This is a genomic window from Nostoc sp. UIC 10890 (genome assembly GCF_054786515.1).
In genome coordinates, this window is sequence record NZ_JBSGKF010000001.1 from 292052 (window position 1) to 318812 (window position 26761).

General features: G+C 41.5%; 25 protein-coding genes and 1 pseudogene. 17 read left to right on the forward strand and 9 right to left on the reverse strand.

Features of this window, described 5'->3' with window-relative positions; translation table 11 throughout:
• Positions 1-460 precede the first annotated feature (460 nt).
• Complete coding sequence (locus ACWATR_RS01285) at positions 461-973, forward strand: hypothetical protein (RefSeq protein ID WP_069072946.1); 513 nt, start codon at positions 461-463, stop codon at positions 971-973.
• A 115-nt stretch (positions 974-1088) separates the two neighbouring features.
• Here the strand turns inward: ACWATR_RS01285 and ACWATR_RS01290 are convergent, their stop codons facing one another.
• Entirely contained in the window at positions 1089-1670 is a 582-nt protein-coding gene (locus ACWATR_RS01290; protein ID WP_460328747.1) for a thioredoxin family protein, read from the reverse strand.
• Between the two features lie 141 nt (positions 1671-1811).
• On the reverse strand, positions 1812-2027 hold the full coding sequence (locus ACWATR_RS01295) for a chlorophyll a/b-binding protein (protein ID WP_094348273.1): 216 nt from the start codon (positions 2025-2027) through the stop codon (positions 1812-1814).
• 196 nt (positions 2028-2223) lie between these two features.
• Here ACWATR_RS01295 and thyX point away from each other — a divergent pair, with 196 nt between their 5' ends.
• Positions 2224-2946, forward strand: a complete 723-nt coding sequence (gene thyX, locus ACWATR_RS01300; protein WP_069072943.1) for an FAD-dependent thymidylate synthase — start codon at positions 2224-2226, stop codon at positions 2944-2946.
• A gap of 88 nt (positions 2947-3034) precedes the next feature.
• Positions 3035-3945: pseudogene (locus tag ACWATR_RS01305) on the forward strand (DUF2887 domain-containing protein).
• A gap of 113 nt (positions 3946-4058) precedes the next feature.
• Here the strand turns inward: ACWATR_RS01305 and dcd are convergent.
• Entirely contained in the window at positions 4059-4628 is a 570-nt protein-coding gene (dcd, locus tag ACWATR_RS01310; protein ID WP_460340119.1) for a dCTP deaminase, read from the reverse strand.
• A 93-nt stretch (positions 4629-4721) separates the two neighbouring features.
• Positions 4722-5258, reverse strand: coding sequence for a P-loop NTPase family protein (locus tag ACWATR_RS01315; protein WP_460328751.1), 537 nt, complete (start codon positions 5256-5258; stop codon positions 4722-4724).
• A 343-nt stretch (positions 5259-5601) separates the two neighbouring features.
• Here ACWATR_RS01315 and ACWATR_RS01320 point away from each other — a divergent pair, with 343 nt between their 5' ends.
• The 9 genes from ACWATR_RS01320 to rnhA all read left to right on the forward strand — a co-directional run bounded on the left by ACWATR_RS01320 (position 5602) and on the right by rnhA (position 13550).
• Entirely contained in the window at positions 5602-6225 is a 624-nt protein-coding gene (locus tag ACWATR_RS01320; RefSeq protein ID WP_460328753.1) for an adenylate kinase family protein, read from the forward strand.
• Positions 6226-6377: 152 nt separating this feature from the next.
• Positions 6378-7121: a ribonuclease PH gene (gene rph, locus ACWATR_RS01325; RefSeq protein ID WP_460328755.1), complete on the forward strand. Its 744-nt coding sequence runs from the start codon at positions 6378-6380 to the stop codon at positions 7119-7121.
• Positions 7122-7394: 273 nt separating this feature from the next.
• A complete protein-coding gene (gene pgl / locus ACWATR_RS01330; protein ID WP_460328757.1) occupies positions 7395-8117 on the forward strand; it encodes a 6-phosphogluconolactonase in 723 nt (240 codons plus the stop codon).
• A gap of 364 nt (positions 8118-8481) precedes the next feature.
• Complete coding sequence (locus ACWATR_RS01335; RefSeq protein WP_460328759.1) at positions 8482-9363, forward strand: FHA domain-containing protein; 882 nt, start codon at positions 8482-8484, stop codon at positions 9361-9363.
• Between the two features lie 299 nt (positions 9364-9662).
• Complete coding sequence (locus ACWATR_RS01340; RefSeq protein ID WP_460328761.1) at positions 9663-10406, forward strand: M50 family metallopeptidase; 744 nt, start codon at positions 9663-9665, stop codon at positions 10404-10406.
• On the forward strand, positions 10406-10531 hold the full coding sequence (locus ACWATR_RS01345; protein WP_460328763.1) for a hypothetical protein: 126 nt from the start codon (positions 10406-10408) through the stop codon (positions 10529-10531). Before ACWATR_RS01340 ends, ACWATR_RS01345 begins: the two co-directional genes overlap by 1 nt.
• 32 nt (positions 10532-10563) lie before the next feature.
• Positions 10564-11205, forward strand: coding sequence for a DUF938 domain-containing protein (locus ACWATR_RS01350; protein ID WP_460328765.1), 642 nt, complete (start codon positions 10564-10566; stop codon positions 11203-11205).
• A gap of 159 nt (positions 11206-11364) precedes the next feature.
• A complete protein-coding gene (locus tag ACWATR_RS01355; protein ID WP_460328767.1) occupies positions 11365-12570 on the forward strand; it encodes a glutathione S-transferase family protein in 1206 nt (401 codons plus the stop codon).
• A gap of 71 nt (positions 12571-12641) precedes the next feature.
• Complete coding sequence (gene rnhA / locus ACWATR_RS01360) at positions 12642-13550, forward strand: ribonuclease HI (protein WP_460328770.1); 909 nt, start codon at positions 12642-12644, stop codon at positions 13548-13550.
• Positions 13551-13637: 87 nt separating this feature from the next.
• Here rnhA and cruG read toward each other — a convergent pair whose 3' ends face one another.
• Complete coding sequence (cruG, locus tag ACWATR_RS01365) at positions 13638-14867, reverse strand: 2'-O-glycosyltransferase CruG (protein WP_460328772.1); 1230 nt, start codon at positions 14865-14867, stop codon at positions 13638-13640.
• Positions 14868-15017: 150 nt separating this feature from the next.
• Positions 15018-15926 (reverse strand): gamma-carotene 1'-hydroxylase CruF, encoded by a 909-nt coding sequence (gene cruF / locus ACWATR_RS01370; protein WP_460328774.1) that lies wholly within the window; start codon positions 15924-15926, stop codon positions 15018-15020.
• Between the two features lie 394 nt (positions 15927-16320).
• Here cruF and ACWATR_RS01375 point away from each other — a divergent pair, with 394 nt between their 5' ends.
• The gene (locus ACWATR_RS01375) at positions 16321-16767 is read left to right on the forward strand and encodes a hypothetical protein (protein WP_069072926.1); all 447 of its coding nucleotides are present in this window, start codon (positions 16321-16323) and stop codon (positions 16765-16767) included.
• A gap of 158 nt (positions 16768-16925) precedes the next feature.
• On the opposite strand, the gene ACWATR_RS01380 is transcribed toward ACWATR_RS01375, so the two are convergent.
• Positions 16926-17699 (reverse strand): MlaE family lipid ABC transporter permease subunit, encoded by a 774-nt coding sequence (locus tag ACWATR_RS01380; protein ID WP_069072925.1) that lies wholly within the window; start codon positions 17697-17699, stop codon positions 16926-16928.
• A gap of 561 nt (positions 17700-18260) precedes the next feature.
• Here ACWATR_RS01380 and ACWATR_RS01385 point away from each other — a divergent pair.
• Entirely contained in the window at positions 18261-18557 is a 297-nt protein-coding gene (locus ACWATR_RS01385) for a hypothetical protein (RefSeq protein ID WP_460328777.1), read from the forward strand.
• Positions 18558-19024: 467 nt separating this feature from the next.
• Here ACWATR_RS01385 and ACWATR_RS01390 read toward each other — a convergent pair whose 3' ends face one another.
• Together ACWATR_RS01390 and ACWATR_RS01395 are read right to left on the reverse strand one after the other, a co-directional pair.
• Positions 19025-19291 (reverse strand): hypothetical protein, encoded by a 267-nt coding sequence (locus ACWATR_RS01390; RefSeq protein WP_460328779.1) that lies wholly within the window; start codon positions 19289-19291, stop codon positions 19025-19027.
• Between the two features lie 686 nt (positions 19292-19977).
• A complete protein-coding gene (locus ACWATR_RS01395; protein WP_460328781.1) occupies positions 19978-20358 on the reverse strand; it encodes a hypothetical protein in 381 nt (126 codons plus the stop codon).
• A 447-nt stretch (positions 20359-20805) separates the two neighbouring features.
• Between ACWATR_RS01395 and ACWATR_RS01400 the strand changes: the two genes are divergently transcribed.
• The 3 genes from ACWATR_RS01400 (at position 20806) to ACWATR_RS01410 (ending at position 26619) form a co-directional block, all read left to right on the forward strand.
• Positions 20806-24342 carry a WD40 domain-containing protein gene (locus tag ACWATR_RS01400; RefSeq protein WP_460328783.1) on the forward strand — a complete coding sequence of 1179 codons (3537 nt, stop codon included), beginning with the start codon at positions 20806-20808 and terminating at the stop codon, positions 24340-24342.
• A gap of 198 nt (positions 24343-24540) precedes the next feature.
• The gene (locus ACWATR_RS01405; protein WP_460328785.1) at positions 24541-25866 is read left to right on the forward strand and encodes a KamA family radical SAM protein; all 1326 of its coding nucleotides are present in this window, start codon (positions 24541-24543) and stop codon (positions 25864-25866) included.
• Between the two features lie 72 nt (positions 25867-25938).
• Positions 25939-26619 carry a hypothetical protein gene (locus tag ACWATR_RS01410; RefSeq protein ID WP_460328787.1) on the forward strand — a complete coding sequence of 227 codons (681 nt, stop codon included), beginning with the start codon at positions 25939-25941 and terminating at the stop codon, positions 26617-26619.
• Positions 26620-26761 lie beyond the last annotated feature (142 nt).

Sequence of the window (26761 nt, forward strand, 5' to 3'; positions counted from 1 at the left end):
AAAGGTTTTCGTGAGTTTCTACGGATATAACAGAAGCCGACATTAGTATAGACTGGCTTTGAATACACCTGAAATTCATCAGGGACTTAGTTTGTCGCTGCTGGTGACTTCCTTGCTGGTATCTTATTGCTTTTGACTGTATGAAACTTACTCTAATCTACGGTAAGTCTCCCTCAAAAAGGTTTCTTAGCATTTAAAACGACCCCACTGTTTTGAGGCTATAGGCTTAGAATATTTACAAGCTTTACTTACGAATTAGCTCTCTCTAGAGAAAGTACTGTTTTTGCTGTCTAAGCTGATATTCATCCTATTTCTATCCAGATTTGTATAGCTTATTAACAAATCAGCGGATTCATCAATATTAAGGCTGCTTTAGTATTTAGTTTCTTACCCTTGACCTATTAGACAGCTAGAGTGTTCATTTCATTTTGTTCAATAGCTTTTAGCCCTTATCGCTCCCATGCTGACCCATCACCGCAAGCCCGTGTGCTTATCACTGATTTCCACTGACCTACCAATCTGGTCTGTTGTCGAAGCTGCCGCAACATTGTATCAAAAAGATACTGATAGATTCCATTTGTTACTGACCGCACCGCCCCTAATTAGCTGCGAAGTAGAGAGTGTAGTAAGTCCACAGGACAGACTTCCCCAAACTAAGAGCAAAGCTTACGCCCCTAACAGTCCCAGAATTTTGTGGCTAGAGATTTCTCCTTATCGCGTCATCATGACTATGCAAGGTAACGGCCAAGTGAGTTACCGTCACTTTTGGGAACAGGGCGTTTATGGCATTAGTCGCTATTGGTTGCCAACTGAGTCATTGCAACCTAACGATCCTATTCGTTTGCGAAATTTTACTAGTAGCCTAACTCTCAACGGACATCCCTTACCAGAACATTTGCGTCTGGAATATGAATTATGGGCAGAAAAAGTCCAATTAGGATGCTACATACTGAATTTGGAAATTAAACATTGATGGGAGTGGGGAGTGAAGAAGAGAACAGGGTAAAGGTTACAGGTTACAGGGTATAGATTATTTCCTGTCACCTGTCACCTGTCACCTCTCCCCTAATCTCAATACCCAATCCCTTTTAACCAAAATAACTGGGTTGGTTTCCAGGTTTCCATTTAATATTGCAACCAACACTCGGCTTTTGCTCGTTTGTAACAGGTTTATCTGCCAGCACTGCTTCAATGGCTGCGCGTAAATCTGCGCCAGTTACGGGTTTATCATTACTGGGACGGCTATCATCCAATTGTCCCCGATAAACTAGTTGGCGATCGCTATCAAATACAAAAAAATCTGGTGTACAAGCTGCTGTGTAAGCTTTTGCTGTTTCTTGGCTCTCGTCGTAGCATAAGGTAAAATTAAACCCTTGTTCTGTGGCAAATGCTTGTAACGACTCTGGCGCATCATCTGGATAATTGTGTGCATCGTTAGCACTAATGGCAACGATCGCTAAATCACTTGTAAAATAATCTTTTCCTAACTGCACTAATTCTTTTTGAATGTGCTTTACAAATGGGCAATGCCGACAAATAAACATTACCAACAGTGCTTTTTTATCTGCAAAGGTAGAAAGTGAAGTTGCCTTTCCAGATACTACTTCCGGTAGATTAAAATCTGGCGCTTTCGTGCCTAATGGCAACATAGTTGAAGCAGTTAAAGCCATATTTCACCCAATATTTTTACGCTGATAACTGCTTTGGCTATCAGTATATTTTCACTCTAGCACTAAGTTTTACATAAATTAAGAGACGGTAAATTTACCGTCTCTTACATTTGTTGATAATTAAGTTATAAAAATTAGTTTTTACAGACTTGCCAAAACGCCAACGATACCGTGTCCGGTGAATACTTCTAATGCTATCAGAGAAACAAAACCAATCATTGCTAAACGACCGTTGAGCATTTCTGCATAAGGAGTGAAGCCAGTGCGATCGCCTTGCTCATCTATATAAACTTTTGGTTCGATCGCAAAGTTGTTCAGTTTGCCTTGGTCGTCGATTATAGCAGTGCTTGTACGCATGTGATTTTCCTTCGTTTTTCTCTTATGTAAACAACTGTAACAAAGTTATTAATATTTGTAAAGTATCTGAATCTGCTCAAGTAGAAATCCAAGCCAGAGATATGATAGTGGATCGAGTTCAAAGCCATGTTTAACGAACAGGCTCCGCTCCTTCTGCGTAAGCACTTTCATTCACAAATCCGTTCCCGATAAGCTAATGCATCGATTTCGAGTAGAGGTTATTGCCAAAACACCAAACCCGCAGCAGGTGATTTATGCCGCGATGCACCAGGACTATACTGATGGGTTCGTGTTTGATGAGCGCGACTCCTGGCCTTCGGAGTCACAAAGTGGCGAAGTTATTGTTAAGCGACTTTTAGCAGGTGAGAGGGGACACTATGGGCCTTTAGAGCATCCCCAGATTGTTTTCAACTGTGGTTACTTTCCTCACAATGTGATGCAGCAGGCTCGTACTCATCGTGTAGGCGTATCATTCGATGTCCAATCTTTTAGATACACAGGCAACCAATTTATTGATGTAGTAGAAGGTAAAAAAGACATAGAAGATGTTTTTTACCTACGTCCCGTTGGTTATTACACTGATAGACAAGGCAAAAAATACTACTATTCACCAGAGCAACGAGCAGCAGACTTGGAGTGGTGTCTAGAAGCAGCTAAACGATATAAAGCTGATTTTGAGGCTGGAATGTCTGAAGAACACGCAAGAGGTAAAGTGCCTTTTGATTATCGCCAGCATTTTGTAGTTAGTTTTAATTTAAGGTCTTTCTTGCATTTTTGTGATCTGAGAAATAAGAAAGATGCTCAACTGGAAATTCAAAAGTTGTGTGAAATGATGTGGCCTCATTTTGAAGATTGGGCACCTGCGATCGCACAATGGTATGAAAAGCAGCGTCTAGGCAAGGCAAGATTAGCACCATAATCATTTTTGGGGCAAATTACATCCTGAATTCTGAATTCTGACTCCTGAGTTCTGAATTCTTCTTATAAAAAATTTGTAAAATGCTTTCATGCGTCGAGACTCAATATTTTACAAACTGTTTCAACAGTCTCCAACCTTGCTGTTTGAGCTATTGAGCAATCCTCCAAATAATGCAGACAGTTATCGTTTTGATTCAGTCGCCGTCAAAGAGCCGAAATTTGAAATTGATGGAGTATTTCTACCACCTGAAAGTGATGGTGCTGGGGTTGTATATTTTTGCGAAGTGCAGTTCCAGAAAGCGGAAAGTGCGGTCTTGGAGTCTCCCCAAGTAGAGCAACTTTCCAAGACAGATGAACAACTTTATGAAGAGTATGGGCTGAATCTTCGTTATATTTTTACCGCAACCATGCCAGATTTAGCGACTGGCAAGCAGTGATAATTTACCCGTCACGCAGTATTGAGCAAAGCAATATTCATCCTCACCGCTCATTGCTGAACGGCGAACAAATACATCGGGTGTATTTAGATGAATTAGGGGATATTCGTCAGTTACCTATATGGGTGGCGCTGATGGTATTAACTACAGTGGATGAAGAACAAGCACCAGAAGAAGCAAGGTATTTATTAACAAGAACTACTCAAGAAGTGGTATCACCATCGAGTCGCGCCATAATTGAATTAATAACGACGATCATGGTGTACCGATTTGAACAATTAACTCAAGCGGAGGTAGAGTCTATGTTAGGAATCACGCTTAAGGAAACGCGAGTTTACCAAGAAATAAAGGAAGAAGGACGGGAGGAAGGACGGGAAGAAGGACGGGAGGAAGCAACAGCTAATCTTATTCTCCGGCAATTGACTAAGCGATTTGGGGAACTTTCTCAGGAAATACGCTCCTCAATTTCTGGTTTACCTTTGCCTGTTTTGGAAGATTTGAGTGAAGCACTGTTAGATTTTACTAGTTTGTCCGATTTACCGGTTTGGCTAGAAACGCGATGAAGAAAGCCCGAAGCTAGTTTACTCTTTTCTAGGTTCTCGTATTGGATTATGTCCAAGTTGCAAACCAACTCGGACTTGCCAAATGTGTAAAGTTTTTTTAGATATCATTCAGTCTAAATACGAGCCAAAGTCACAATTTCTTGCTGATCCTGATATTTACCCCGACGTGCTTCGTAACTAATAGCGCAGGGTTCACCTTCTAAAAATAGCAATTGCACCACGCCTTCATTAGCGTAGATACGACAATCAGCGCTGGAAGAATTTGAAAACTCTAAAGTTAAATGACCTCGCCATGCAGCCTCAGCGGGCGTTAAATTTGCTATTATTCCACAACGTGCATAAGTGCTTTTACCTATGCAAATCACTGTAATATTCTCAGGAACCTCCAGCTTTTCCAGAGCAACCCCAAGTCCATAAGAATGAGCAGGTAAAATAAAGTAACTGCCATTGGCATCTGTATGCAGTGCTGTTGGCTCCAGATTTTGGGGATTAAAGTTTTTGGGATCAACTACAGTTCCGGGAATGTGGCGAAATATGCGGAACTCAGCTGAGGAAAGGCGTATATCGTAGCCATAAGAAGACAAACCGTAGCTAATTACGGGTTGAACTGCTACAGACTCATCTTTTTGCACTTTTCGGATTAGGCTTGGCTCAAAGGGTGAAATCAAACCCTGTTGAGCCATTTCAGTAATCCAGATATCGTTCTTAATCACAAGTTCGCTACTAACGTTAATTCAAACAGACTTGATATGGTAGCACGAACTGAGTATTTATGTTTAAGGTCGATAACTGCGACGAATCTCTGTAATTTGATCTGCCACATCTAAGAGAGATTTTGGCATCTCTGGCCCTGTGAGAATGATATCGACGTGGGGAGGGCGTTTTGCCAGAAACGCTAAAACCTCCGTTTCAGGAATTAAACCAAAGTTAATCGCTAAACTTAACTCATCTAACACTACGAGAGAATACTTACTCTCGCACACTACTTGTTGTGTATACTGCCACAGCTTTTGTAAAGCTTTATTTTCCGTATCATCAAGATGTGGTGTATCGATACAACGAGGCAAATCACACCGAATCCAATCTAAATTTTGTCCTAATTGTATGGGCTTTTCCTGTCCTTGGCGAATACCTCCTTTAAGGAACTGCACTATTAACACTGGCGTTCCTTGTCCAGCTATTCTAAGTGATTGAGCCATGACGCTCGTAAAAAAATTGCGATGGGAGCTAGTGAAAACTTGCACTAGCCCTTCAACTGGATATGGTAGGGTCAGGGTTGAATTGATACTTTGAGTTTCTAGTTGAGCAACCATAAGGTTAAGTTTAAAAAAATACAATAGGTTAAGAGTTATTGCTGACGCGAATTATTGCAAATCTGTCTGTATAATCAATTTGTTTTTCAGAGGCATGGTGGATTTGGCAAATTGCATTCTTAGTCAATCACTACGTTTGTGTTGAAGTCAAGAGTTGTTTTGATGTAAATTTTTGTCTTTCCTCTGAAAGTACTTGTAAAAATGAAAACATAAGAGTTACAGTTCCAATTAATTAAAAAAGCTGGGCATAAGTCTGAAAAGCGCTAAATGTTAGATTTCCTGGTTGTTTGGGCAAAACAGACTTAGCAAGTAGTGAATTTGACAGGATGAGGAGTAAATTGTTGTGAGATTGGTGATTCTGGGAGGTTCAGGATCGGGGAAAAGCACTCAAGCACAAAGGCTTTGCAGATACTTTGAGATTCCTCTGATTTCTACAGGTGAGATTTTACGGGAAGCAATATCTGGCAATCAGCCCCTGCCGGGATTTCGATGGTCGGAAGCTGATCCTCGGACTTCTCTTTCGGTTTACGCTAGCCTGAGTGAACTAGGATATCACGCACGCCCCTATATGCAAAAAGGGGAGTTAGTTCCAGACGAAATGATCATTGAATTGATCCGAATTCGCCTCAGACAACCAGATATTAACTGCGATTGGGTGTTAGAAGGCTATCCCCGTACTGCCTTCCAAGCTGAAGAATTAGATTTTTTATTAGATGATTTAGGGCAAAAGCTAGACTGGGCAATTTATCTCCAAGTTCCAGAAGCAGTCATGGTTAGTCGTTCCTTGGGGCGATCGCTACCAGATGACCAACCAGAAATCGTGCAGCGCCGTGTAGAATTATTCTACGATCGCACCATTCCCATCCTAGAATATTACGACCGTCGCCGTTGCTTGTTGACCATCAACGGCGACCAATCACCAGAGATGGTGCAGCAAAATATTTTGACTCTGTTTTCAGTTCCTTGAAGAGTGCTGAGTGGGAGAGTTAGGAGAGACGCGATTAATCGCGTCTGTACAAGAGTTAGGAAATAATTCTTGGCAATGCCCAATGCCCAAAAAGATGATTTGCAACACTAAGGTAATCTTAAGTCAGTATTGTAAAACTTGAGGCAAATCCAATGGCTTGGCAGCGTCCTGACGGTCGTCTTCCCTACGAACTACGTCCGATCAGCTTTTACCCCAATTTCACCCGCTTTGCCCCCGGTTCTGTTCTCGCAAGATGCGGTGATACTCAGGTACTTTGTACCGTTAGCGTTAATAAGGGAGTTCCGAAGTTTCTCGAAGGAACTGGTAAAGGCTGGTTAACTGCTGAGTACCGGATGCTACCATCTGCTACCCAAAAACGCCAAGAAAGGGAATTATTGAAATTATCTGGACGGACGCAAGAAATTCAACGTCTAATTGGACGCAGCTTACGTGCAGCAGTGGATTTTGATGCATTGGGAGAATACACGTTGACTGTGGATGCCGATGTGTTGCAAGCTGACGCTGGAACCAGGACAACAGCCATTACAGGCTCATTTGTGGCATTGGCTCATGCAGTTTCTCAATTGTTGCAAGAGGGTGTGTTGGAGCGATCGCCTTTATGTGGACAGGTAGCAGCAGTTTCCGTAGGATTACTGGAGGGAGAGCCATTTTTGGATATGAATTATATCGAAGATGTGGCTGCAACCGTAGATTTTAATGTGGTGATGAATCAACATTTGGGAATAATTGAAGTTCAAGGAACAGCCGAAGAAGGTAGCTTTAGCCGCACTCAGTTGGATCAACTGCTAGATGTCGCCCAAAAAGGAATTCAGGAATTGTTAATTGCCCAACGTGAAGCGATCGCTAACTCGGAAGCATTGTTTGTGATTAATTAGTTTTATTAATTTTTAATAAGAATTAATAAATGCATCCTTGATCGTGTTAATCAACAAAGTATCAAGTAGCTGGATGTAAATAAAAATAATCATGAGAATAGTTAGTAGTTAGTACGACTCACTACTGACAACTTACCGTTGAAGGTGATAAGGAGGGTCTAGGTTTTTCAAGCCTACTTAATTCACGATGTTAAATGTTTCAAAAGTTAAAAAGGAGGATTGTAATAAGTTCGGTATTGTATTGCCAGAAGCCAGCAATATGATGATGAAGCCATGAACAAAACCGTTGAAGTTCTACCGGATCAGCCAGCGCTGGTTGCACGAGCGCTAAAATTAATTCTGTCCAAATTAGAAACTGCCATTGAGCAGCGTGGGCGGTTTACCATTGCCTTATCTGGCGGCAGTACACCTAAACCGTTATACGAAGCGATAGCCACTCAAAAACTACCTTGGGATAAAATTCATATATTCTGGGGGGATGAGCGTTATGTACCACCAGATCACCCAGATAGCAATGAGCTGATGACGCGTCGTGCCTGGCTAGATCGTGTTGACATCCCAGCGGCTAACATTCACCCCGTACCAACTTTAGAAGCCAATCCAGAACTGGCTGTTGGTAAGTATGAAAAACATCTCAAAGAATTTTTCAATTCTTCTGGGGTTGAGTTCCCCGCGTTGGATGTAGTATTACTAGGAATGGGTGATGATGCACATACTGCATCTTTGTTTCCCCATACAGAGGCTCTTAAAGTACGCGATCGCCTCGTGACTGTGGGTAACAAAGACGGAAACCCCAGAATAAGCTTCACATACCCCTTCATCAACTCTGCTCGTAGCGTGATTTTTCTAGTTGCTGGTGCTAATAAACGACCAGCTTTAGCGCAAGTTTTTGCACCTGTAGCCGATGACTTCACTTACCCATCCCGCTTAATTCAGCCCCAAGGTGAACTTTGGTGGCTGCTAGATGCGGCAGCAGGTTTGGAACTCCAACATTGAATAATGGGGAATTGGGGATTGGGCATGGGGCATGGGAAAGAGGCAGAGGGGCAGAGGGGCAGAGGGGAAAAACTTACTGCAACTTCCCCCCTGCTCCCCTGCTCCCCTACTCCCCTGCTCCCCTGCTCCCCGTATCCAATTCATCGTTCCATCAGCAGTAATTGCTAGAATCTAAAACTAGGGCCGCCTTCTGCTTGCCAGTCCTACTACTTTGTCAAGCTAATTTTGAGGGTTTGTAGTAAGCACAAAATGTGCTTAGAAAATAAGGACTAAAGTCCTTACTACAAACTTGCTTACCCATCAATTTAAACTTGACAGATTACTACTTATATCTATGATGATCTTGAACAAAGGCTAAATATCGATGATCGTCTGCCCTAATTGCAATCATCCCAACCCTGATGGCGCTGTCCAGTGTGAAGCTTGCTATACACCGTTACCCGCAACTACTAACTGTCCCAGTTGTGGGGCAACTGTGCAAGCAGATGCTGCATTCTGTGGTCAGTGTGGCTATAACCTTCACTCAGCAGGAGTTCCACATGTTCATCCCGCAACAGTAGCTACAACAGTTACTCCCGATGTTCCTGTGGAAGTGCCAGCGTTAGTTCCACCCGATCCATTGTTAGAACTTTTACAACCAGATTCCTTGGGAATAAGCAGTTCTACTAACTCCCATCCTCCCAGTTCATCTTTACCACCAACAGAGGTGGCAGTTCCTCCAGAACCATCACCACAGGTATCTGTTTCAAACAGTAGCCCTCCAGAACCTGCACCAACCGTTGTAGCTCAACCTGTAGTCTCTGTACAAAGTATTCCTACTCCACCACCCTTAGAACCAGCGCCCGCCCCTGAAGCCGAATTACCCCCGCCAGCGGCACCAGCACCAACTGTAACTGCTGCCAGAACGCAATTGCAGCAGGTTACAGCGAAGTTAATCCACGTTCAAAGCGATTTGCTAATTGAATTGCCGCAAAATCTCTCTGTAATTCATATAGGCAAGTCCAATGACCGGATTCCTCCAGATATAGATGTTTCAGGATTTCCCAATTCAGAAATTGTCTCGCGGATTCATGCAGATATTCGCGTCGAGGGAGATGCTCATTATGTAGAGGATGTGGGAAGTTCTAATGGTACTTACATTAATAATTTGCCACTTTTACCAGGAAACCGTCATCGCTTGCGACCAGGCGATCGCATCAGCTTGGGTAAAGGAGACTTAATGACATTCCTCTTTCAACTTGCTTAACTGATTCTTGATCAATTGTGACATCAGTCTAAGCATTTTCTGCCCACCCTCCGGCATCCCTTTTGGAGGATCAATAAATAAACCGCATCGGACAAGCGACGGATAACTATGTTGTTCTTGATAGCGCCATAGTTGACAGCCGTCGCTTCGAGGTGCGAATTGTTGCATTGCCCAGCAACTCCATTACCTTAATAATTACATTAGGATGGATGAAAATACACTGCCAATTTTAGATTTTGAATTTTTCAGAAAATCTAAAATCTAAAATCCAAAATCTAAAATCCAAAATTGAGTGACCTATGAGGGAACCAAGTAAAAATTTTGAAACCTTGCTCACCAAAGAAGCCCCGCCAGTTGTTGAACGCATGGGGTTAACCTGGCTAATTGCAGCAGCGATCGCAACTGCTTTACTGTGGCAAGTACCAGGTGGGGATTATATCTTATACCCGTTTACAATTCTGGCAACTTGGTTTCATGAAATGGGTCACGGCTTAATGGCACTCCTATTAGGGGGACAGTTCCAGAAATTGCAGATTTTTAGCAATGGTTCCGGTGTCGCAACTTATGGTATCCGGTCGTCATTGGGGCCAATTGGTCTGGCATTGATTGCAGCAGCAGGCCCAATGGGGCCACCTCTTGCCGGTGCAGCTTTGATTTTGGCTTCCCGCAGTTTTACAGCAGCAACCCTCTGTTTGAAAATTTTAGGCGGTTTTTTGCTGTTTTCCACATTAATTTGGGTACGTTCCTGGTTTGGATTGGTAGCAATTCCCTTGCTGGGTTTAATAATCTTGGGTATCGCCCTGAAAGCACCTCGTTGGGCACAAGGATTTGCTATTCAATTTTTGGGTGTACAAGCTTGTGTGAGTACCTTCCATCAACTTAATTATCTATTTAGTAGTTCTGCTGGTTCCCTTGGACTCTCTGATACAGCGCAAATGCAGAGGTATTTGCTTTTACCTTACTGGTTTTGGGGCGGCTTGATGGCGATCGCATCTCTGGTGATTTTAATCCAAAGTCTCCGCGTTGCCTATCGTTCGGAGTAATGAGTAAGAAGCACCATCAAAAGTGGGAATTTCTTGATTTTAGTAACTTTGTTGTTCCGAGTTTTTTTGGATCGCGATCGCTACAGGTTCCCCATAGCACTTTCCTGGCTCAAGTAGAAGCTTAATTCGATCAGATAATTTACAAATCAATCTAGAGATGATACCCCAAGATGCACGACAATACGCACCAGCAACCGAGCGTAACCGCGAACCAATTCTAGAAGTACTTTTACAAGTGTTGCCGGAGAGTGGCACTATTTTAGAGATAGCAAGTGGAACTGGTGAACACGCAGTCTTTTTTGCTTCCAGGCTCAGGGATTGTTTGTGGCTGCCAACAGATGCAAATCCACAATCAAGAGCTAGCATTATTGCATGGACTGAACACAATGTATCTGATAACGTTTATCCACCGCAACATCTTGATGTCAGAGAACCAGTTTGGGTAGTGGAGAATAGTTCATTTGATTGGCTCTCTAAGAAGCCAATTGTTGCCATCGTCAACATCAATATGATTCACATTTCACCTTGGTCAGCCTGTTTGGGGTTAATGGCAGGAGCAGGTCGGATCTTAAAAACAGGAGGTATCCTCTATTTGTATGGCCCCTTCAAACAAAGTGGAAAACTGGAAGCAGCAAGTAATACAGCTTTTGACGAATATTTACGTGCCGAGAACCCAGAGTGGGGTGTACGTAACTTGGATGATGTTGTAGCAGTAGCTAGCGCACAAAATCTCACCTTGAAACAGATTTACCAAATGCCAGCAAATAATCTTTCAGTAGTGTTTCAACGTTCTACATAGTCAGAAACCCCAGCCCTTTAGGGCGGATTCGCATTACTAGAAGTTCTCAAATCTTTTGGATTGCCTGTAGAAACAGGTTCAGGCGAAGCCAACTGTGGGTAGTTCATAATATTGTAGAGTACAGAATTGTCCTAAGTATTGCCCTACGCAACTCACCCTATGACTACCGCACCCTTAAGCTGGGAAGAACTAGAAACCCTCACGGACTATCAAATAGATACCGTTAATGGTCTCACCAACGCTAAAGCCAGGTTGCGCTTGTTTGGTCAGTCCGAATCTGATGTGCGGGTAACGCTGTATCGCGATAACCACGCTTGGTGTCCTTACTGTCAAAAAGTTTGGTTATGGCTAGAGGAAAAACAGATCCCCTACCGCATCGAAAAAGTGACAATGTTCTGCTATGGGGAGAAAGAAAGTTGGTACAAACGTAAAGTACCATCAGGAATGCTCCCCGCGATCGAGCTAGATGGACGGATTATTAAGGAAAGCGATGACATTTTGATCGCTTTGGAAAAGGTATTTGCTCCATTGAACCAAGGGATGGAAGACCGCACGGTGCTTCCTCTACGTCAATTAGAACGACTTTTATTTAGAGCCTGGTGCACTTGGCTATGCTCTAGAACCGATTCCTCTCAACAAGAACAACGCAACCGAGAACAATTTATCGGCGTGGTGGCTAGGGTAGAGTCGGCTCTAGGTAGCACCCCAAGCCCTTACTTTCTAGATAGCTTCGGCATCGTCGATGTCATTTTTACGCCATATCTCGAACGGATGAATGCGAGCCTTTACTACTACAAAGGCTACTCACTGCGGGAGGAAAACCCTCGTTTGAGCGCATGGTTTGCAGCAATGGAAAGCCGACCGACCTACTGCGGTACCCAGAGCGACTTTCACACCCATGCACATGATTTACCGCCCCAGATGGGGGGTTGCTGGGAAAACGGCGAAAACCAGATGCTTCTCAATAAAGCGCGGGTGGATAACGGCCCCTGGTTTGGGCTACCAGATGTTACTTATCCAGAACCAGAAAACTCCCGCATGGAAGCTCTTAAACGAACTATCGAGCACCGCATCAATATTATCCGAGTCAACCCCTTAGATGATAAATTGTTTGATCAAGCGCTACGTTGTGCTTTAACACACATGATGACAGGTGAAGACTGTGTACCTCCATCGGGATCTGATGTTGCTCTCCGATATTTGCGCGATCGCATTAATGTACCACGAGACATGTCTATCTACGCAGCCAAGCGATTGAGGGAATCTCTGGAGAAAACCGCAGCCCTTGCGGGTGATGGACAGCCAGCCCCCATTCCCACTAAGCATCGACGAGATCAAGACCCGTCTAACTTTGCCATCAAGTAAAATATACTGTTAAAAAAATTCGCCGCTAATAACTCTTGCCTTAGCGTCCTTCGCGGTTCGATACCCTAACCATGTCCACCCAACCCACAATTCAAAGCATATACACCGATGGTGCTTGCACCGGTAATCCTGGCCCTGGCGGCTGGGGTGTTGTTGTCTACTTCAGCGATGGTTCAATCCACGAAATGGGCGATGCATCCCCTCATACCACTAATAATAAAATGGAGATGCAAGCTGCGATCGCAGCCCTCCAATTTTTGCAAACATCTGAACAAACTCAACCCATCACCCTGCATACCGATAGCGAATACCTGATTAACTGCGTTACCAAGTGGGTGAAAGGCTGGAAAATGAAAGGCTGGAAAAAATCAGATGGTAAACCAGTCCAAAACCAAGACCTTTTAGAAATTTTGGATCAACTCAATACCCAACAGGTAAAATGGCAACACGTCCGAGGACATTCTGGTAACATAGGTAACGAACGTTGTGATGTGATCGCTCGTACATACGCTAGTGGCAAAACCCCTTCCCTGCAACAATTATCTCCCAAAAATCTTTACAAATCTTTACCCTCTAAAAATGAACTAAATGTAGCAAAAGTAGCTGATTATGAAAAAAACTCTAGAATAACTAACCAAAGTCCGCAAGAAATCAGTACTTCTGCACCAGAAATAACCGTTATGGAACCATCAACTGGCCCAACTGCGGCCGCAACAGATGAAAAACCGCCAGAAATGAGGGTTTCGCAACTCCGCAGCTTGGTCGAAACTCTGCGTATTGCTGATGAAATTTCTGAAAAAGGCTACTTAATCACCAGTTCTGAGTTAGCAGACTTGATGGATGTCCACGCTAGCGCTGTCACTAGTCGTGGAGATCAATGGCGCTGGCGAAACTGGATAGTGTCACGGGTACGTCGTGAAGGAAATCAAATTCTTTGGGAATTGGAACGTGGGGATCAAGTAGGAGGTGAAGAGGATTAAGGGAATGGGGAATGGGGAATGGGGAATTTTATTTCTAACTCCTCACTCAGCACGGGCTAAACGCCCCGCTACCGCTAACAGCGCTCATCACTCAGCACTATATTTGCGTCCTCGCCACTCGCGCGGGGTGCGGAACGCAGATAAGAAGATTCGTAGCACAGCTAAGGGATCGGCTAAAGGGGAAAGCCAGAATAACCAGCCGCCTTTAGCGTTTGTGCGATCATAAGAAGGTGCGATCGCTATCAGCATAGCAAAGCGAATCACCAGCAGGAATAAATTCAGTCCCAGCAGGAGAAGTGTAGGGATGGGTAGAGACGCGATTAATCGCGTCTGTAGCAAGTGTAAGAGTGGGGAAGAAATCAACAGGTAAGTGAAGACAATTAAAAGAGGTAGACCTTGAACAGATGTGAGTAGCCATAAATCTCCCCACAACTGAGAACGAGAAGTTGCATCTTTGAGATCGAGACTTCGCCCCCATTCCTTCCACGTCTCCATCGCCCCTTCATACATCCGTACTTTCAACACCTTTGCGCCGTCTAAAAAGCCCACTTTATACCCTTGAGCAGCAATATTCCGTGCCAAGGTGACATCATCACAAAAAGAATTCCTTGCACTACTATAACCACCCACAGCAGCAAGAACGGAACGACGACACAAAAAGCACTGCCCATTAGCCATCACCCGTTCTGGCTGCTCTGTATTAATCCCCGCTGGATCAAATCGGTAAAGCAGAGTCATCAACAAAGCAGGTTGTAGCCAGCACTCCCCAGGATATTTGAGAATGAACTGGGGTGAAAGGGAAACCAAGTCATAGCCTTGTGCTTCGGCCGTCTTCAGCAAACCAGCAACTAAACCAGGATGTGGTTGGATATCAGCATCTAGCCCCAGAAACCATTGACTAGCCTCTGAGCTATATAAAAAACCGTTATGCAACGCCCAAGGACGCCCTACCCAACCATCGGGTAAGGGATCATCTGTCATTATGCGAAAGCGCGGATCTTTCTGCTGTGAGGCTTTTACCAAGTCGGGAGTACCATCACTAGACTTGCTATCTACAACCATAATTTCCCGAACTTCATAGCTTTGCTGACTTAAACCAGCCAACAGAGGGCTAATGCGAAGCGCCTCATTTAGTGTGGGAACGACGACGCTAACTTTACCCAAAAGCTCCGGTGTCGGCTGTTGGGGTTCTATTGGAGGATGGCGTCTTGGCCCCTTTAACAGGCGCGAAAATAGAATTGCCGTTGCTGGTAACTGGATAAATAGCAATAAAAGGGAGATAGCGCTTTCTACTATCAAAGCGTTGTCATTAGTCATTAGTCATTGGTCATTGGTCATTGGTCATTGGTCATTGGTCATTGGTCATTAGAAATGGGGCATAGGGCATGGGGCATGGGGCATTGACTATTACCCTTGTCTTCCCCATCTCCCTCATCTCCTCCACTCCCCACTCCCTAATTTCTCGCCTTATTTCAAGGCAACTTCAACTTTTGCTACCGATACTTCTTTGCTCACTGATTCAACAGTAACTTGGGCGGGTGTGGTTGAACTCCTTAACCACAGCGCCACAGCCGGAGTTACACCTAGCAATAAACCGAGCAACACAGGTATAGAGAATCCAGCTGCCAAGCTGAGTCCGGCGGCGAAGGCAAAGTTAGTTAAATAAACGACTAAGGGCAGATTGAGTTGCGATCGCTCTAATTTAATCGAAGCTTTTCTCCACAATAATCCTGCCACACTCATAAACAGTGCGCTAGTACCAAACCAACCTGCATAGTTCTGGTAAGGTGTCCCAAAGAAAGCTCCTGGTTGTTCCCAATACCAGAAAGGTAAAGAAGATTGACTCATAGCTGGCTCAAGAGCAAAGTCCCAGCAAGTAAAGAGCAAAGCACCAACAGCAATAGCAGCAATATGGCGTCCCCAACTGGGTTTTTGAGCTACTTTCAAACCAGTTCTAGCAATTAAGTAAGATGACAGCCCAACATAAAACCAAGATAGAGGAATAGTGAAAGGAACTAGCCCGCCAATCTTATAACCCAAGCCACTTAAGTAGCTATAATCACCAAATGGAAACCCTGTGCTAGTTCCCAGCAGTTCACTCCCCAAAGATATAAACACAGCAGGCAGCATAAATGCTAGCCAATTTCCTAATCCCAAGGTTCGGTAGGCATAAATAGAAACAGCTACCGTCCCCAAGATAATATCAACAACACCGCCACCAGCCATACTTAACTGTATGGCAGTTTCTCCAACCTGCGATAAGTTGAAAATTATTTCAGCATTAGGTACTACCAGTAGCATCCCTACCAGTCCAAAGGCTTTTGACACGATATGACCAATGAGGCATACGCGTTCAGCAATAACAAGTTGTCTCATGATAATTCCTTAACAAGATGTGACACGCGGCTACTCGGCTGCTAACAGTTTACAAATGTTTAACAACATATTTAACTACTTTGTACCGCAATTCTCTACAAACTTGTTTGGCTTTCTTGGGAACAGCATAACAGCCTATTGATTGAAGCTATAAGAAATATGATGTTAAACTTACTAGTTTAAGCCATATACTCAAAATCTACATAATTTCATCTCCAAGAACTTCTAGTTTCTCGTCTCATTGATATCCACATCGTGAAAAACTCCTTTTATACTGGGATATCTTTGAGGGAGGACAACCATCATCAACTGAGCAAGCCCTCAAGCAAAATAAAGTCTTGATTAACTAGACTTACGTTATGGGATCTTGACCCTGTACTAGAAATATAAACCCATGTCAATTTTGAAAAGAGTTCCTTGGGTGTCGCTGGCGCTAGTACTGCTGAGTTACAGTACTTTGGGCTGGGTAATATCTGAAACACGTGCCCCTCTGTTTGTGTGGGTGGCAACTGTAGTTGCTATCTTGCTTTTACTAGTAACGTTGACTGCTCCTTGGCCGAAGATGACATATTACTACAGTATTTTGCTTCAATCAAATACCAGGTCTTTCGGCGTTGCCGTCTTAGCAGCTTTCTTATTCTTTATCATGATTGCCTGGTTTCGAGTATTTCTTGATACCTTACTCATCATTTCAGCGACTATATTAGTCAGGATAGATTTTCAAAGAGCGGGTCTTAGGGAAGGACTAGCCTTTTACACTGCGTCTATTTTTTCATTGGGAGGTTTAGCTTTGGGTGCGCTAATCTACAAGTTAATATATTCCCAAATTCCGCTAACGTGATCAAATATAACCGATAAAGCTAGCGATGCCTGGGTTGGGCTGCGCCAACGCTTCAGAATCACTATTACATTACCCATAACTTCCTTTTTGGCTCAGATTCCCAACTTCTTAAACAAGTCGGGAATCTTTTTATTTTCTTGTTCTTCAATAGCTTAGGTTCAAAATGCAGGCTGTTCAAATAGCATTAGAGAGAGGAAAAAATCCATAATAAAAATTGACACCCAACTAGTAACAACTGCTTTTGTTGCCGATTCTCCTACTTCCTTTGCTCCCCCTCTAGTAGTTAAACCCCAACTACAGCCAATGACAGCAACCAGCACTCCAAAAATAAACCCTTTTAGCAAAATAATAAACAAATCTGACGGTTGTAAAAAATTTCTGACTGATTCTAAAAATGTTTCAGGAATAATTTTGTAAAACTGTGATGCAGCAAAAACTCCGCCGATAATGCCCGTAACTAAAGCCAAAACCGTCATCAAAGGCACCATCAAACAACAAGCAATTACTCTAGGAAGTACTAGATAATCAATAGGATCAGTTTTGAGCATATAAAGTGCATCAATTTGCTCGGTGACTCGCATTGCACCTATTTCTGCTGCAAAAGCAGAACCAACTTGTCCAGCCATAATACTAGCGGTCAAAATTGGAGCCAATTCTCTGCAAAAAGCTAAGGCGAAAGCACCTCCCACAGCATTGACAGCACCAAATCGTACTAATTCTCTCGCTGTCTGAATAGTAAAAATCATTCCGGCAAAACCGCTGACAAGGAGAACTGGAGAGATAGAACCTGGCCCAGCAGTCACCAGATGTTGCAGAATCTTGCGATAGTAAGTTTTTCCTTGGAGTAAATGTAGCCACACTTGACCGAAAAGCAATACTGCTGCAAAACAGCGTGTAATCCAAGGTTGCTCAAAATTTGTTTTTGGTTGCAATTTTATCGTCCTTACGACTGACTTTTTTTGCACATTATGTTGTGTCAACTCTCCAAAATAAGACTACATACAGATACAAATGGCGGAAACCCAGCCAGATGTAATCTGACTTTCTCAATTACGTAGACGTACAAAGTGTTGCTTCCCGCAGGATATTAGGAATTGGTATTAGGGTATGGTACATGAACAGACGCACTAGTGCCGCAAGGCGGAATTAAAAATTAAAAATTAAAAATTAAAAATGAATATAGCATAAGGGTTTCGTTGATTTGGAATGATTGGTTTATTTCCGCTGTGTTGTACTAGATGTTTATCCTCAAAGTAGAGGAGGTGTTTGGGCATGGTTCAATTTAGCTTAGTAAACTTTAGCCGAAAATAGTACATAAAACATGTGAGCTTTTTTTGCTGCGGTTCTGATGCTTTGTGTGCTAAGGAGTTAAAATCTCTGGTCTATCAAACTGGGAAAAGTAATTGACTCAACTCAAAGGGTTTAAAAATTTAATAATATTTTCAAATAATTCCAAATAATTTTTTATGAACAGAATTAAATACATAATATCTATGTTGCTATTAATACTGCCTTTCTCCGTGGTAAATCCGGCTTTTGCATCTGTATGCCACAATTACAATGTCTCAGACGGGCTACACCACAAGATTTGTATTCTCAGTATCAGCCGAAGTGCCAAAAATTATTGGGAATACAGGGCAACCGTTAGCGTAGATGGAGTAAAAAGACCCACCGAGGTTTACAATTGTCGTGAACGAGTAAAGGTTCAACAAGATGGGACTGTTTTGCCCTTTGAGCAAAAAGACCCTGGTGAGATGGTGTGCAGCTTTTTTAATTCTTCTCGACGGTAAACACGCGCCAGATAATGAAGACTGTGAAACCTAGATAGGCGAATACTGTTAGCCATTCTTGCCAGCTACCAAATGCATTGTTCATCAGCAAAAGTAGGAAAATTAATATTTCTCCATCCTACACTCTGACGCTACCAGTTAGTTGCTGTATCTTGGGAGACGAAGCAAGGCTACTCACAAATTCTTAGTTAATTTTCCGGAATCGATACCAATGGGGTGGTAGTACATATCAAGAGCATCGATATTATACTGAACCTCTATAACTAACCTTCGGGGAATATAGCCCCATTGTTTCCGCTCAAAAACCCGGTCTTTATGACCGGGTTTTTGATTTTATTTCTATTTTCCGTTTCTTTAACTAGTAGTCTGTCAAATTCATTTTGATGCTTAGAGAGACGCGATAAATAGCCATCTCTACAGGTAATTTATCCGTCAATTAGTTCTTTACAGACTACTAGTTCATTTCTTTATTTAGGCTTGTCGTGACTATCCTTATATTTTGTACTGTTTGAATTTTCTGGTATTTCTAAATCATCTGTGTTGTTAGACTTATTAGTATTTCCTTGGCTCTTAGTTGTGCCAAAAAAATAAACGACTGCGATTTTCACAATATCAAAGTATGCAGGGCGATTACTTTGATCAACAATTGCCAAAGAGAGCGAACCTGCTACTAAGATGACTAATATAGGATTAAGCTGTTCTTGTTCAGAAAAATTGCTGTGTTTTTTTGGCATTCTTACTTCCATCTCCATATAATTTATTAACCGACTTTTGACAAAAAATTAATGTGTTAGATTGGTAAACTTTTCTAGCACATAGGGATACTTAAAGACTAAACTTTTCACATCTATAAAAAGTTTTGCAAAGGAATTCAGACTTTCACACTAGCAGCCAAATTTTTCATTGAGAGTGGACGAGGATATTATCTTAGAGTGATTCGAGATGTGAAAGTCGAATATTGTGAGATTTTAACGAACAGATTCCAAAATTACTGTCGTCAATATTAAGCAAAGAAGAATAAGTCCGCACCGGAAAATAACCCAATATAAAACAAAGGGTAGTAGACTCATCGCAATATGTGAGCTTCCGAAAATAGCTGATAAAACGTAAGCGATCGCTAGACCAAATAATCCCAACGCAAAATATTTAATGAATTGGGAAGTCAAACGAAATAAAAAGCTGTGACGATTCGTATCCATGTTTTCCTCCTGATAAATAAATACAAAATAACAGGGTTGACGTGGCACTTTTTAGTACCATATCAACCCTGTTGTAGTCTTTTCCTAGACTCTCTTGGGCTGGAAAATTATTCACTTGTTCACCTCAAGAACGAAAACAATTTTCTACTGTTTCTCTAAACCTTGAGGTGAAATCAGTGGCTTTTGTAATTACTAAGAATAATCAACAAAAACAACTAAACTCAGTCAATATCCAACAACTCAGATACCATCAAGCCAAATATCGGCGCGGTATTTCCCTTCTTGCATTTAGAAAAGTCTAGGCTGAGTAATCCAAACCCCTTCTTTAACAATCCCCTCAATCCCACTCGAAAGCGATCGCGATAGATAGATACCTGACTTTGTGTATCTGTCGGTAACTCCTCTAAATACCTATTTAGATCCGCATGAACGCAACGAAAAGAACCTCGGAAGGAGATGACACGCACTTCAAACTCTTCGGTTCCGATCTTGCGGATACTCACTTCAATTATTCCATCCTTGCAAGTGTGACAGGCAAGAATATCTTTTTCAAGCAACTCAAATAATTCCTGAGCAGAATTTGAAGTTTCAGGTGTTGGCATAGTGTGGGGTACCTCAGTGCTAGTTACTTCAGCTATCCTCGCGATTCACACCTAATTTGTTATCGATTTTACATTTATTGTTATAGATTCTACATTTACTTGATTAATCTTGTCAATCAGGTTGATAAATGAAATTAACAAGTTGATAACAATTGATAATTTAGAGTATAGTTAGTAGTGGCTTGTCAATACGCTTTTCTGTAAAATGCTAGGCGATGTCTATAATGGGCTGGCGATGTCTATAATGGGCTACGCCAAGGCACGGGACTGGGGCATGGGAAAGTTGAGTCCAATACAGACCTAACCCCCAACCCCTTCCCTATAAGGGAAGGGGAGTAAGAATAAAAGAGAAGATTTGGGTGTAAAGCAGTAAAAATATATCTCACATCTACCTCATATCTACCTCACATATATATATAAATAGTTTTGGCTGGAGAAATTTACTTCATGACGGAAATTCCTGAAAGTTTCTTGAGAGCGGTTACAGCCGAACACAATGTATCTGAGGCTGAGGTAAGTGCCTTACTTCTAGCTTTAGCTGGCCAAACGGCAGAATCTATTGCAACCACTCTCGAAATTAGTGCAGCCGCAGTGCGGAAGCGACTTGGTTCGGTTTACCAAAAGTTTGACATTGCTGGGAGTACTCCTGGGAAATTAGAGGTGATTAGGAGTCTCTTTCAGGAAAGATATCAGTTATCAATAGTAGTTAATGCCTCATCCTGTTATGATTTTGGCGAAGCGCCTGATGTCCCGGTTTTCTTTGGGCGTGAGTCGGAGTTAGAGGTTTTAGAGCAATGGATAAATAAAGACCGTTCCCGACTGGTGGCAATATTTGGGATGGGGGGAATTGGCAAAACAGCGTTATCTATTAAGCTGGCACAGAAAATTCAGGGACAGTTTGAGTATGTTATCTGGCGATCGCTACGTCATGCACCCTCTGTTAAGGAGATTTTTGCAGACCTGATTGAGTTCTTCTCTAAAAAGAATGAACCTAAAGAAGTAGGAATTTCGCAATTGATTGCCTTTTTGCGGAAACATCGCTGTTTATTGGTATTGGATAATGTCGAGTCAGTCCTACTTGGAGGTGATTATGTTGGACAATATCGAGAAGGATATGAAGAATATGGAGAATTTTTCCGGCAAGTTGGGGAAATGCCGCATCAAAGCTGTTTGATTTTAACTAGTCGTGAAAGTCCGAAAGAAATCGTCACCTTAGAAGGGAACAATCTTAAAGTTCGATCATTGCAGCTAAGTGGGCTAGAAAACATCGCTGCAAAAAGCATATTTGTAGGCAAAGGTGATTTTCTTGGTTCAGAGAAAGACTGGAACAAGTTAATTAATCAATATGCAGGTAATCCTTTAGCCTTAAAAATCGTTTGCAATACTATTCAAGAAGTTTTTGGCAGCAATATATCAGAGTTTATTAGTTGTGATATTTCGGTATTATTTGGAGATATTCGCAACCTTCTAGAACAGCAGTTTAATCGGCTATCAAATTTAGAAAAAGAAATTTTATACTGGTTAGGAATTAATTGCAAACCCACTTCATTTGTAGAATTACAAGCAGATATTATTTCAACTACATCACAACCACAATTAATTGAAGCTTTAGAATCTCTGCGTCGGCGATCGCTAATTTTTAACGAGAAGGGTTTGGCGAAATTCATGCTTCAGGCTGTAGTGATGGAATACATCATTAGCCAATTTGTTAACCAGGTTTGTGAAGAAATTGTTTCCGAGATTAATCTAGAAAATATTTATTTGTTAAAAAGCCACGCTTTACTCAAAGCGCAAACAGAAGGAAAGGTCAGAAATGCTCAAATTCGTTTAATTTTGGAACCAGTTGTGGAAAAGTTAATTAATAAATTTGGTAACAAAGTCCGAATTAAAGAACATTTATTAAAAATAATAGAATTGCTGCAAGTAAACACCCCTCTGACATCGGGCTATGCTGGTGGGAATATTATTAACCTTCTTTGTCATCAGGGAATTGATTTAAGTGAATGTGATTTTAGTAATTTAAAAATATGGCAAGCATACCTAATAAATGTAAATTTGCATAATGTAAACTTTGCTAACTCTGACTTGTCTAACTCTGTATTTACAGGAATATTCGATAGTATTTTATCAGTCGCATTTAACCCTGTAAATGGAGAAATTGTTGCTACAGGTGACGCTGATGGTCGGATTAGCTTTTGGCAAGCTACGTATGGTGAGCAACTATTTCATTGGAAAGCACACGATAACTGGGTAAGAACTGTTGCTTTTAGTCCCGATGGTAAAACTTTAGTCAGTTGTAGTGATGATCATACTGTGAAAATTTGGGATGTTGATAGCCAAAAACAACTGATGAAACTTGATGGACACAATAGCTGGGTCAGGTCTGTTGCCTTCAGTCATGATGGCAAAATTGTCGCCAGCGCTAGTAGTGATAAAACCATTAGACTCTGGGATCTAGATAGCCAAAAATGCTGGGAAATTTTAGAAGATCATAATGATTTTGTTCGTTCTGTTGCATTTAGTCCTGATGGAAAAATACTCGCTAGTGGTAGTGCTGACCAAACTGTTAGGGTTTGGGATGTAAAAACAGGTAAATGTTTGAAAACTCTTGAGGGACATACCAAATTAGTCCAGTCTGTAGTTTTTAGTTCTGATGGTGAAATACTTGCCAGTTGTAGCGACGACAAAACTGTGAAACTCTGGGATGTTAAAACGGGGAAGTTATTAAACACTTTGTCAGGACACACCAATTTAATCCATTCTATAGCCTTGAGTCCCATCTCTTCTTCAGAAGGAGGAGGGATTATTGCCAGTTGTAGCGACGACAAAACTGTGAAACTCTGGGATATTCAAACAGGAAAATTATTAAAAACTTTAGAAGCGCACAGTAATTCTATTCTCTCTGTTGCATTTAGTCCCGATGGAAAAACACTCGCTAGTGGTGGCTATGACAAAACCGTTCGGTTCTGGGACATCGAGACTTATCAATGCATCCAAATCTTGCAGGGATACACCAATTGGGTACATGATCTAGCCCTCAGTCCAGATGGGAAGATAATTGCTAGTAGCAATGATGATAAAACCGTCAGGCTGTGGGATGTTCAGACTAACCAATGTATCAGCACTTTGGAAGGACACGCTGGCCGACTTTGGTCTGTTGCTTTTAGTCCGCTTCCTGGGGGACTATTAGCTAGCGGTGGTGATGACCAAACCATCCGCTTTTGGGATACTTTGAGTGGACAGTGCGTGAAAGTTTTGCAAAATAGCGATCGCATCCGCTCTATTGCTTTTAGTTATGATGGTCAAATTTTAGCTAGTAGCAGTATTGACTGCAACATTAAGCTATGGAATATTAGGACTGGCCAATGCTTTGAAACATTACACGGACATACAAATTGGGTGCAGTCTATCAGTTTTAGCCCTGATGGTGAAATCCTCGCTAGTGGAAGTGATGATCAAACACTGCGGCTATGGAATGTTCATACAGGGGAATGTATTCGGGTTTTGGAAGGACATACTATGCGAATATGGTCTGTTGCTTTTCAAGGGCAATTTGGAGGGTTATTAGCTAGTGGCGGTGATGACAAAACAGTACGGCTATGGGATGTTCAGACTGGCGAATGTTGCAAAATTTTAGTCAATAATGATTGGATACGTTCTGTTGCTTTTAGTCCTGATGGTAAGATTATTGGCTGTGCTTGCGTTAATCACACTGTAGAAATTTGGGATGTTGACACAGGTAAACGTCTGATTATTTTGCAAGGACATAATAATTGGGTTCGTTCTATTACCTTTAGTTCTGATGGAACTTTGTATAGTGGTTCCCAGGATGGAGCTATTAAGCAATGGAATGTCAAAACTGGAGAGTGTATCAAAACACTCATGTCAAAAAGACCTTATGAAGGAATGAATATCAAGGGTATTTCCGGTCTAGGGGAAGAACAAAAAAATACACTTAAAGAATTGGGTGCTATTGAAGATTAATCGGCTAATTAATCATAATGCTCTTTAATTGCACTATTTTAAATGTGTATTAGTTTCTTTTTGTTAAATCTAATTATTTTTTTGAGGATTGCCATTATGCCAAATTATATCGGTTGGATGATTTACCAAAACAAACTTGTTTCTATTATAGTTTCCAGATAATTTTTGTATTTTATATAAATTAAAAATAATAATTAAATGTCACAACTTAAACCTAAAAAAATTGAGCTATATGAAATTAAAGATATAGATCGGCTGCCTCAACTGCAAAAACTTTCAACAGCAGACCGCTTGGCAATGAAAGCAGTTGCCCAAGTATTGCCGTTCCGTGTCAATAATTACGTAGTAGAAGAACTAATTGACTGGGAGAATATTCCTAATGATCCCATCTTTCGCCTTACCTTTCCTCAAAAAGAAATGTTGGCTCCTGAATCTCTAGACAAGGTTATTTGGCATCTGCAAAATTCTACACCAGAAGACCTGCGTCAAGTAGTAAATATAATGCGATCGCAACTCAATCCTCATCCAGCCGGACAAGCAGAACATAATATTCCCACTTTAGATGGAAAACAAGTACCAGGAATTCAACATAAATATCCCGAAACAGTCTTAATTTTTCCGACAGCAGGCCAAACTTGTCACGCATATTGCACATTTTGTTTCCGTTGGCCGCAGTTTGTGAAAATGGACGGAATGAAATTTGCTACCCGTGAATCAGGACTTTTCCAAGAGTATCTCCGCCAACATCAGGAAGTCACAGATGTTTTAATTACTGGCGGAGATCCTATGACAATGAAAGCTAGACATCTGGCTTTATATATTGAACCACTGTTAAATTCTGATTTTGAACATATCCAAACAATTCGGATTGGTACTAAATCAGTCGCTTACTGGCCTTATCGCTTTGTTACAGATGAAGATGCTGATGATATCTTACGTTTGTTTGAGAAAGTGACTAATTCAGGCAAACATCTGTCGATTATGGCGCACTACGATCATCCGACAGAAATTAAAACTGAAATTGCTCAAACAGCAATCCAACGTATTCGTAGTACAGGCGCACAGATTCGCACCCAAGGGCCACTGATGCGGGGAATTAATGATTCTCCCCAAGTATGGATAAAGATGTGGAAAGAACAAGTTCGTCTTGGTTGCATTCCCTACTATATGTTTATGGAACGAGATACTGGAGCAAAACATTGTTTTGAAGTACCAATTATTCGAGCTTGGGAAATTTATCAAGCAGCAATACAAAAGGTGTCTGGGTTAGCTCGTACAGCTCGTGGCCCAGTCATGTCAGCACTACCGGGTAAAGTTGCAGTGGATGGCGTAACTGAGATTTATGGCGAGAAAGTATTTGTAATTTCTTTTTTGCAAGGACGCGATCCCAATTGGTGTAAACGCCCTTTCTTTGCACGTTATGACGAGAAAGCAACCTGGTTAACTGATTTAGTTCCAGCAATGGGAGAAAAGGAATTTTTCTATGAGAATAAATTACAGGAAATTCTGAATATACAAAGTTGAATAGATGCGGCTGTTTTAGAAAAACGAATATCAAGTTTATAGAACCATGAAGACTCAGTCGGGAAAGATTTCATGAGCAATAAAATAAAGATAATAGGATTTAGCTTAGGTTTAATTTTTGCTGCATTTGTCGGTGTTATAAACCCTGAAAATGGTGATGTTTCAGTTACGGTTTTTCCAGCAATTATGCAACCTGTAAAAGCTGATGATAAAGTAGCTATTGATTTAGATAAACTTACTGAAGGACAAATTGCTCATAATATGCCTTCGGCAATGTTTATTGGTGAACCGAATTTGATAAAAGTTAATTTAACGAAAGATTTGTCTGCTGATATATCGAGGGAATTTGGGATTGATGTAAGGGTAGAAAGATTAAAGATTAATGCATACATGAAAGTTGACTTGATAGGTTTTAACTTTGAGATTAAACCTCTGGCTGAAACCAATCAAATTCTTGCGAATTCAAGTATATTTCAATGGGAATGGAATGTTTTGCCTAAAGAAGTTGGTAGAAATGACTTAACTTTAAAAGTATCTGCAAGGTTGAAGCTACCAGATGGGAGTCAAGAAATCTACACCTTAAAAACTATTAGAAAACCTGTAGAAGTGAAAAATAGTTTCAAACATTTCGTGAGGAGAAATTGGAAGTGGCTTCTTGAAATATTTATTTATTCAGGAATAATTGGCATGATTGTAGCTAAATTTCCAATTCTAAGAAATATTATAACTCGTCAAGGTAATTCTTCTAATTAGTTAAAGTTCTTAGTTTTTGGTTTTTCCATTGCTATTGGAGTCATTGAGGGTGCTTACCGTTACCTAATTAAAGGCAGAGAGCCGCAACCAAGTTAAATTGGGGATTCAGAACTGTCACCAGATTGGATAATAATTTATACCT

What these genes read in the sequence shown, in the direction of transcription:
- ACWATR_RS01285 (WP_069072946.1), top strand. Translation starts at nt 461, where the DNA reads ATGCTGACCCATCACCGCAAGCCCGTGTGCTTATCACTGATTTCCACT.
- ACWATR_RS01290 (WP_460328747.1), bottom strand. Translation starts at nt 1,670, where the DNA reads ATGGCTTTAACTGCTTCAACTATGTTGCCATTAGGCACGAAAGCGCCA.
- ACWATR_RS01295 (WP_094348273.1), bottom strand. Translation starts at nt 2,027, where the DNA reads ATGCGTACAAGCACTGCTATAATCGACGACCAAGGCAAACTGAACAAC.
- thyX (WP_069072943.1), top strand. Translation starts at nt 2,224, where the DNA reads ATGCATCGATTTCGAGTAGAGGTTATTGCCAAAACACCAAACCCGCAG.
- dcd (WP_460340119.1), bottom strand. Translation starts at nt 4,628, where the DNA reads ATGGCTCAACAGGGTTTGATTTCACCCTTTGAGCCAAGCCTAATCCGA.
- ACWATR_RS01315 (WP_460328751.1), bottom strand. Translation starts at nt 5,258, where the DNA reads ATGGTTGCTCAACTAGAAACTCAAAGTATCAATTCAACCCTGACCCTA.
- rph (WP_460328755.1), top strand. Translation starts at nt 6,378, where the DNA reads ATGGCTTGGCAGCGTCCTGACGGTCGTCTTCCCTACGAACTACGTCCG.
- pgl (WP_460328757.1), top strand. Translation starts at nt 7,395, where the DNA reads ATGAACAAAACCGTTGAAGTTCTACCGGATCAGCCAGCGCTGGTTGCA.
- ACWATR_RS01335 (WP_460328759.1), top strand. Translation starts at nt 8,482, where the DNA reads ATGATCGTCTGCCCTAATTGCAATCATCCCAACCCTGATGGCGCTGTC.
- ACWATR_RS01340 (WP_460328761.1), top strand. Translation starts at nt 9,663, where the DNA reads ATGAGGGAACCAAGTAAAAATTTTGAAACCTTGCTCACCAAAGAAGCC.
- ACWATR_RS01345 (WP_460328763.1), top strand. Translation starts at nt 10,406, where the DNA reads ATGAGTAAGAAGCACCATCAAAAGTGGGAATTTCTTGATTTTAGTAAC.
- ACWATR_RS01350 (WP_460328765.1), top strand. Translation starts at nt 10,564, where the DNA reads ATGATACCCCAAGATGCACGACAATACGCACCAGCAACCGAGCGTAAC.
- ACWATR_RS01355 (WP_460328767.1), top strand. Translation starts at nt 11,365, where the DNA reads ATGACTACCGCACCCTTAAGCTGGGAAGAACTAGAAACCCTCACGGAC.
- rnhA (WP_460328770.1), top strand. Translation starts at nt 12,642, where the DNA reads ATGTCCACCCAACCCACAATTCAAAGCATATACACCGATGGTGCTTGC.
- cruG (WP_460328772.1), bottom strand. Translation starts at nt 14,867, where the DNA reads ATGACTAATGACAACGCTTTGATAGTAGAAAGCGCTATCTCCCTTTTA.
- cruF (WP_460328774.1), bottom strand. Translation starts at nt 15,926, where the DNA reads ATGAGACAACTTGTTATTGCTGAACGCGTATGCCTCATTGGTCATATC.
- ACWATR_RS01375 (WP_069072926.1), top strand. Translation starts at nt 16,321, where the DNA reads ATGTCAATTTTGAAAAGAGTTCCTTGGGTGTCGCTGGCGCTAGTACTG.
- ACWATR_RS01385 (WP_460328777.1), top strand. Translation starts at nt 18,261, where the DNA reads ATGTTGCTATTAATACTGCCTTTCTCCGTGGTAAATCCGGCTTTTGCA.
- ACWATR_RS01390 (WP_460328779.1), bottom strand. Translation starts at nt 19,291, where the DNA reads ATGCCAAAAAAACACAGCAATTTTTCTGAACAAGAACAGCTTAATCCT.
- ACWATR_RS01395 (WP_460328781.1), bottom strand. Translation starts at nt 20,358, where the DNA reads ATGCCAACACCTGAAACTTCAAATTCTGCTCAGGAATTATTTGAGTTG.
- ACWATR_RS01400 (WP_460328783.1), top strand. Translation starts at nt 20,806, where the DNA reads ATGACGGAAATTCCTGAAAGTTTCTTGAGAGCGGTTACAGCCGAACAC.
- ACWATR_RS01405 (WP_460328785.1), top strand. Translation starts at nt 24,541, where the DNA reads ATGTCACAACTTAAACCTAAAAAAATTGAGCTATATGAAATTAAAGAT.
- ACWATR_RS01410 (WP_460328787.1), top strand. Translation starts at nt 25,939, where the DNA reads ATGAGCAATAAAATAAAGATAATAGGATTTAGCTTAGGTTTAATTTTT.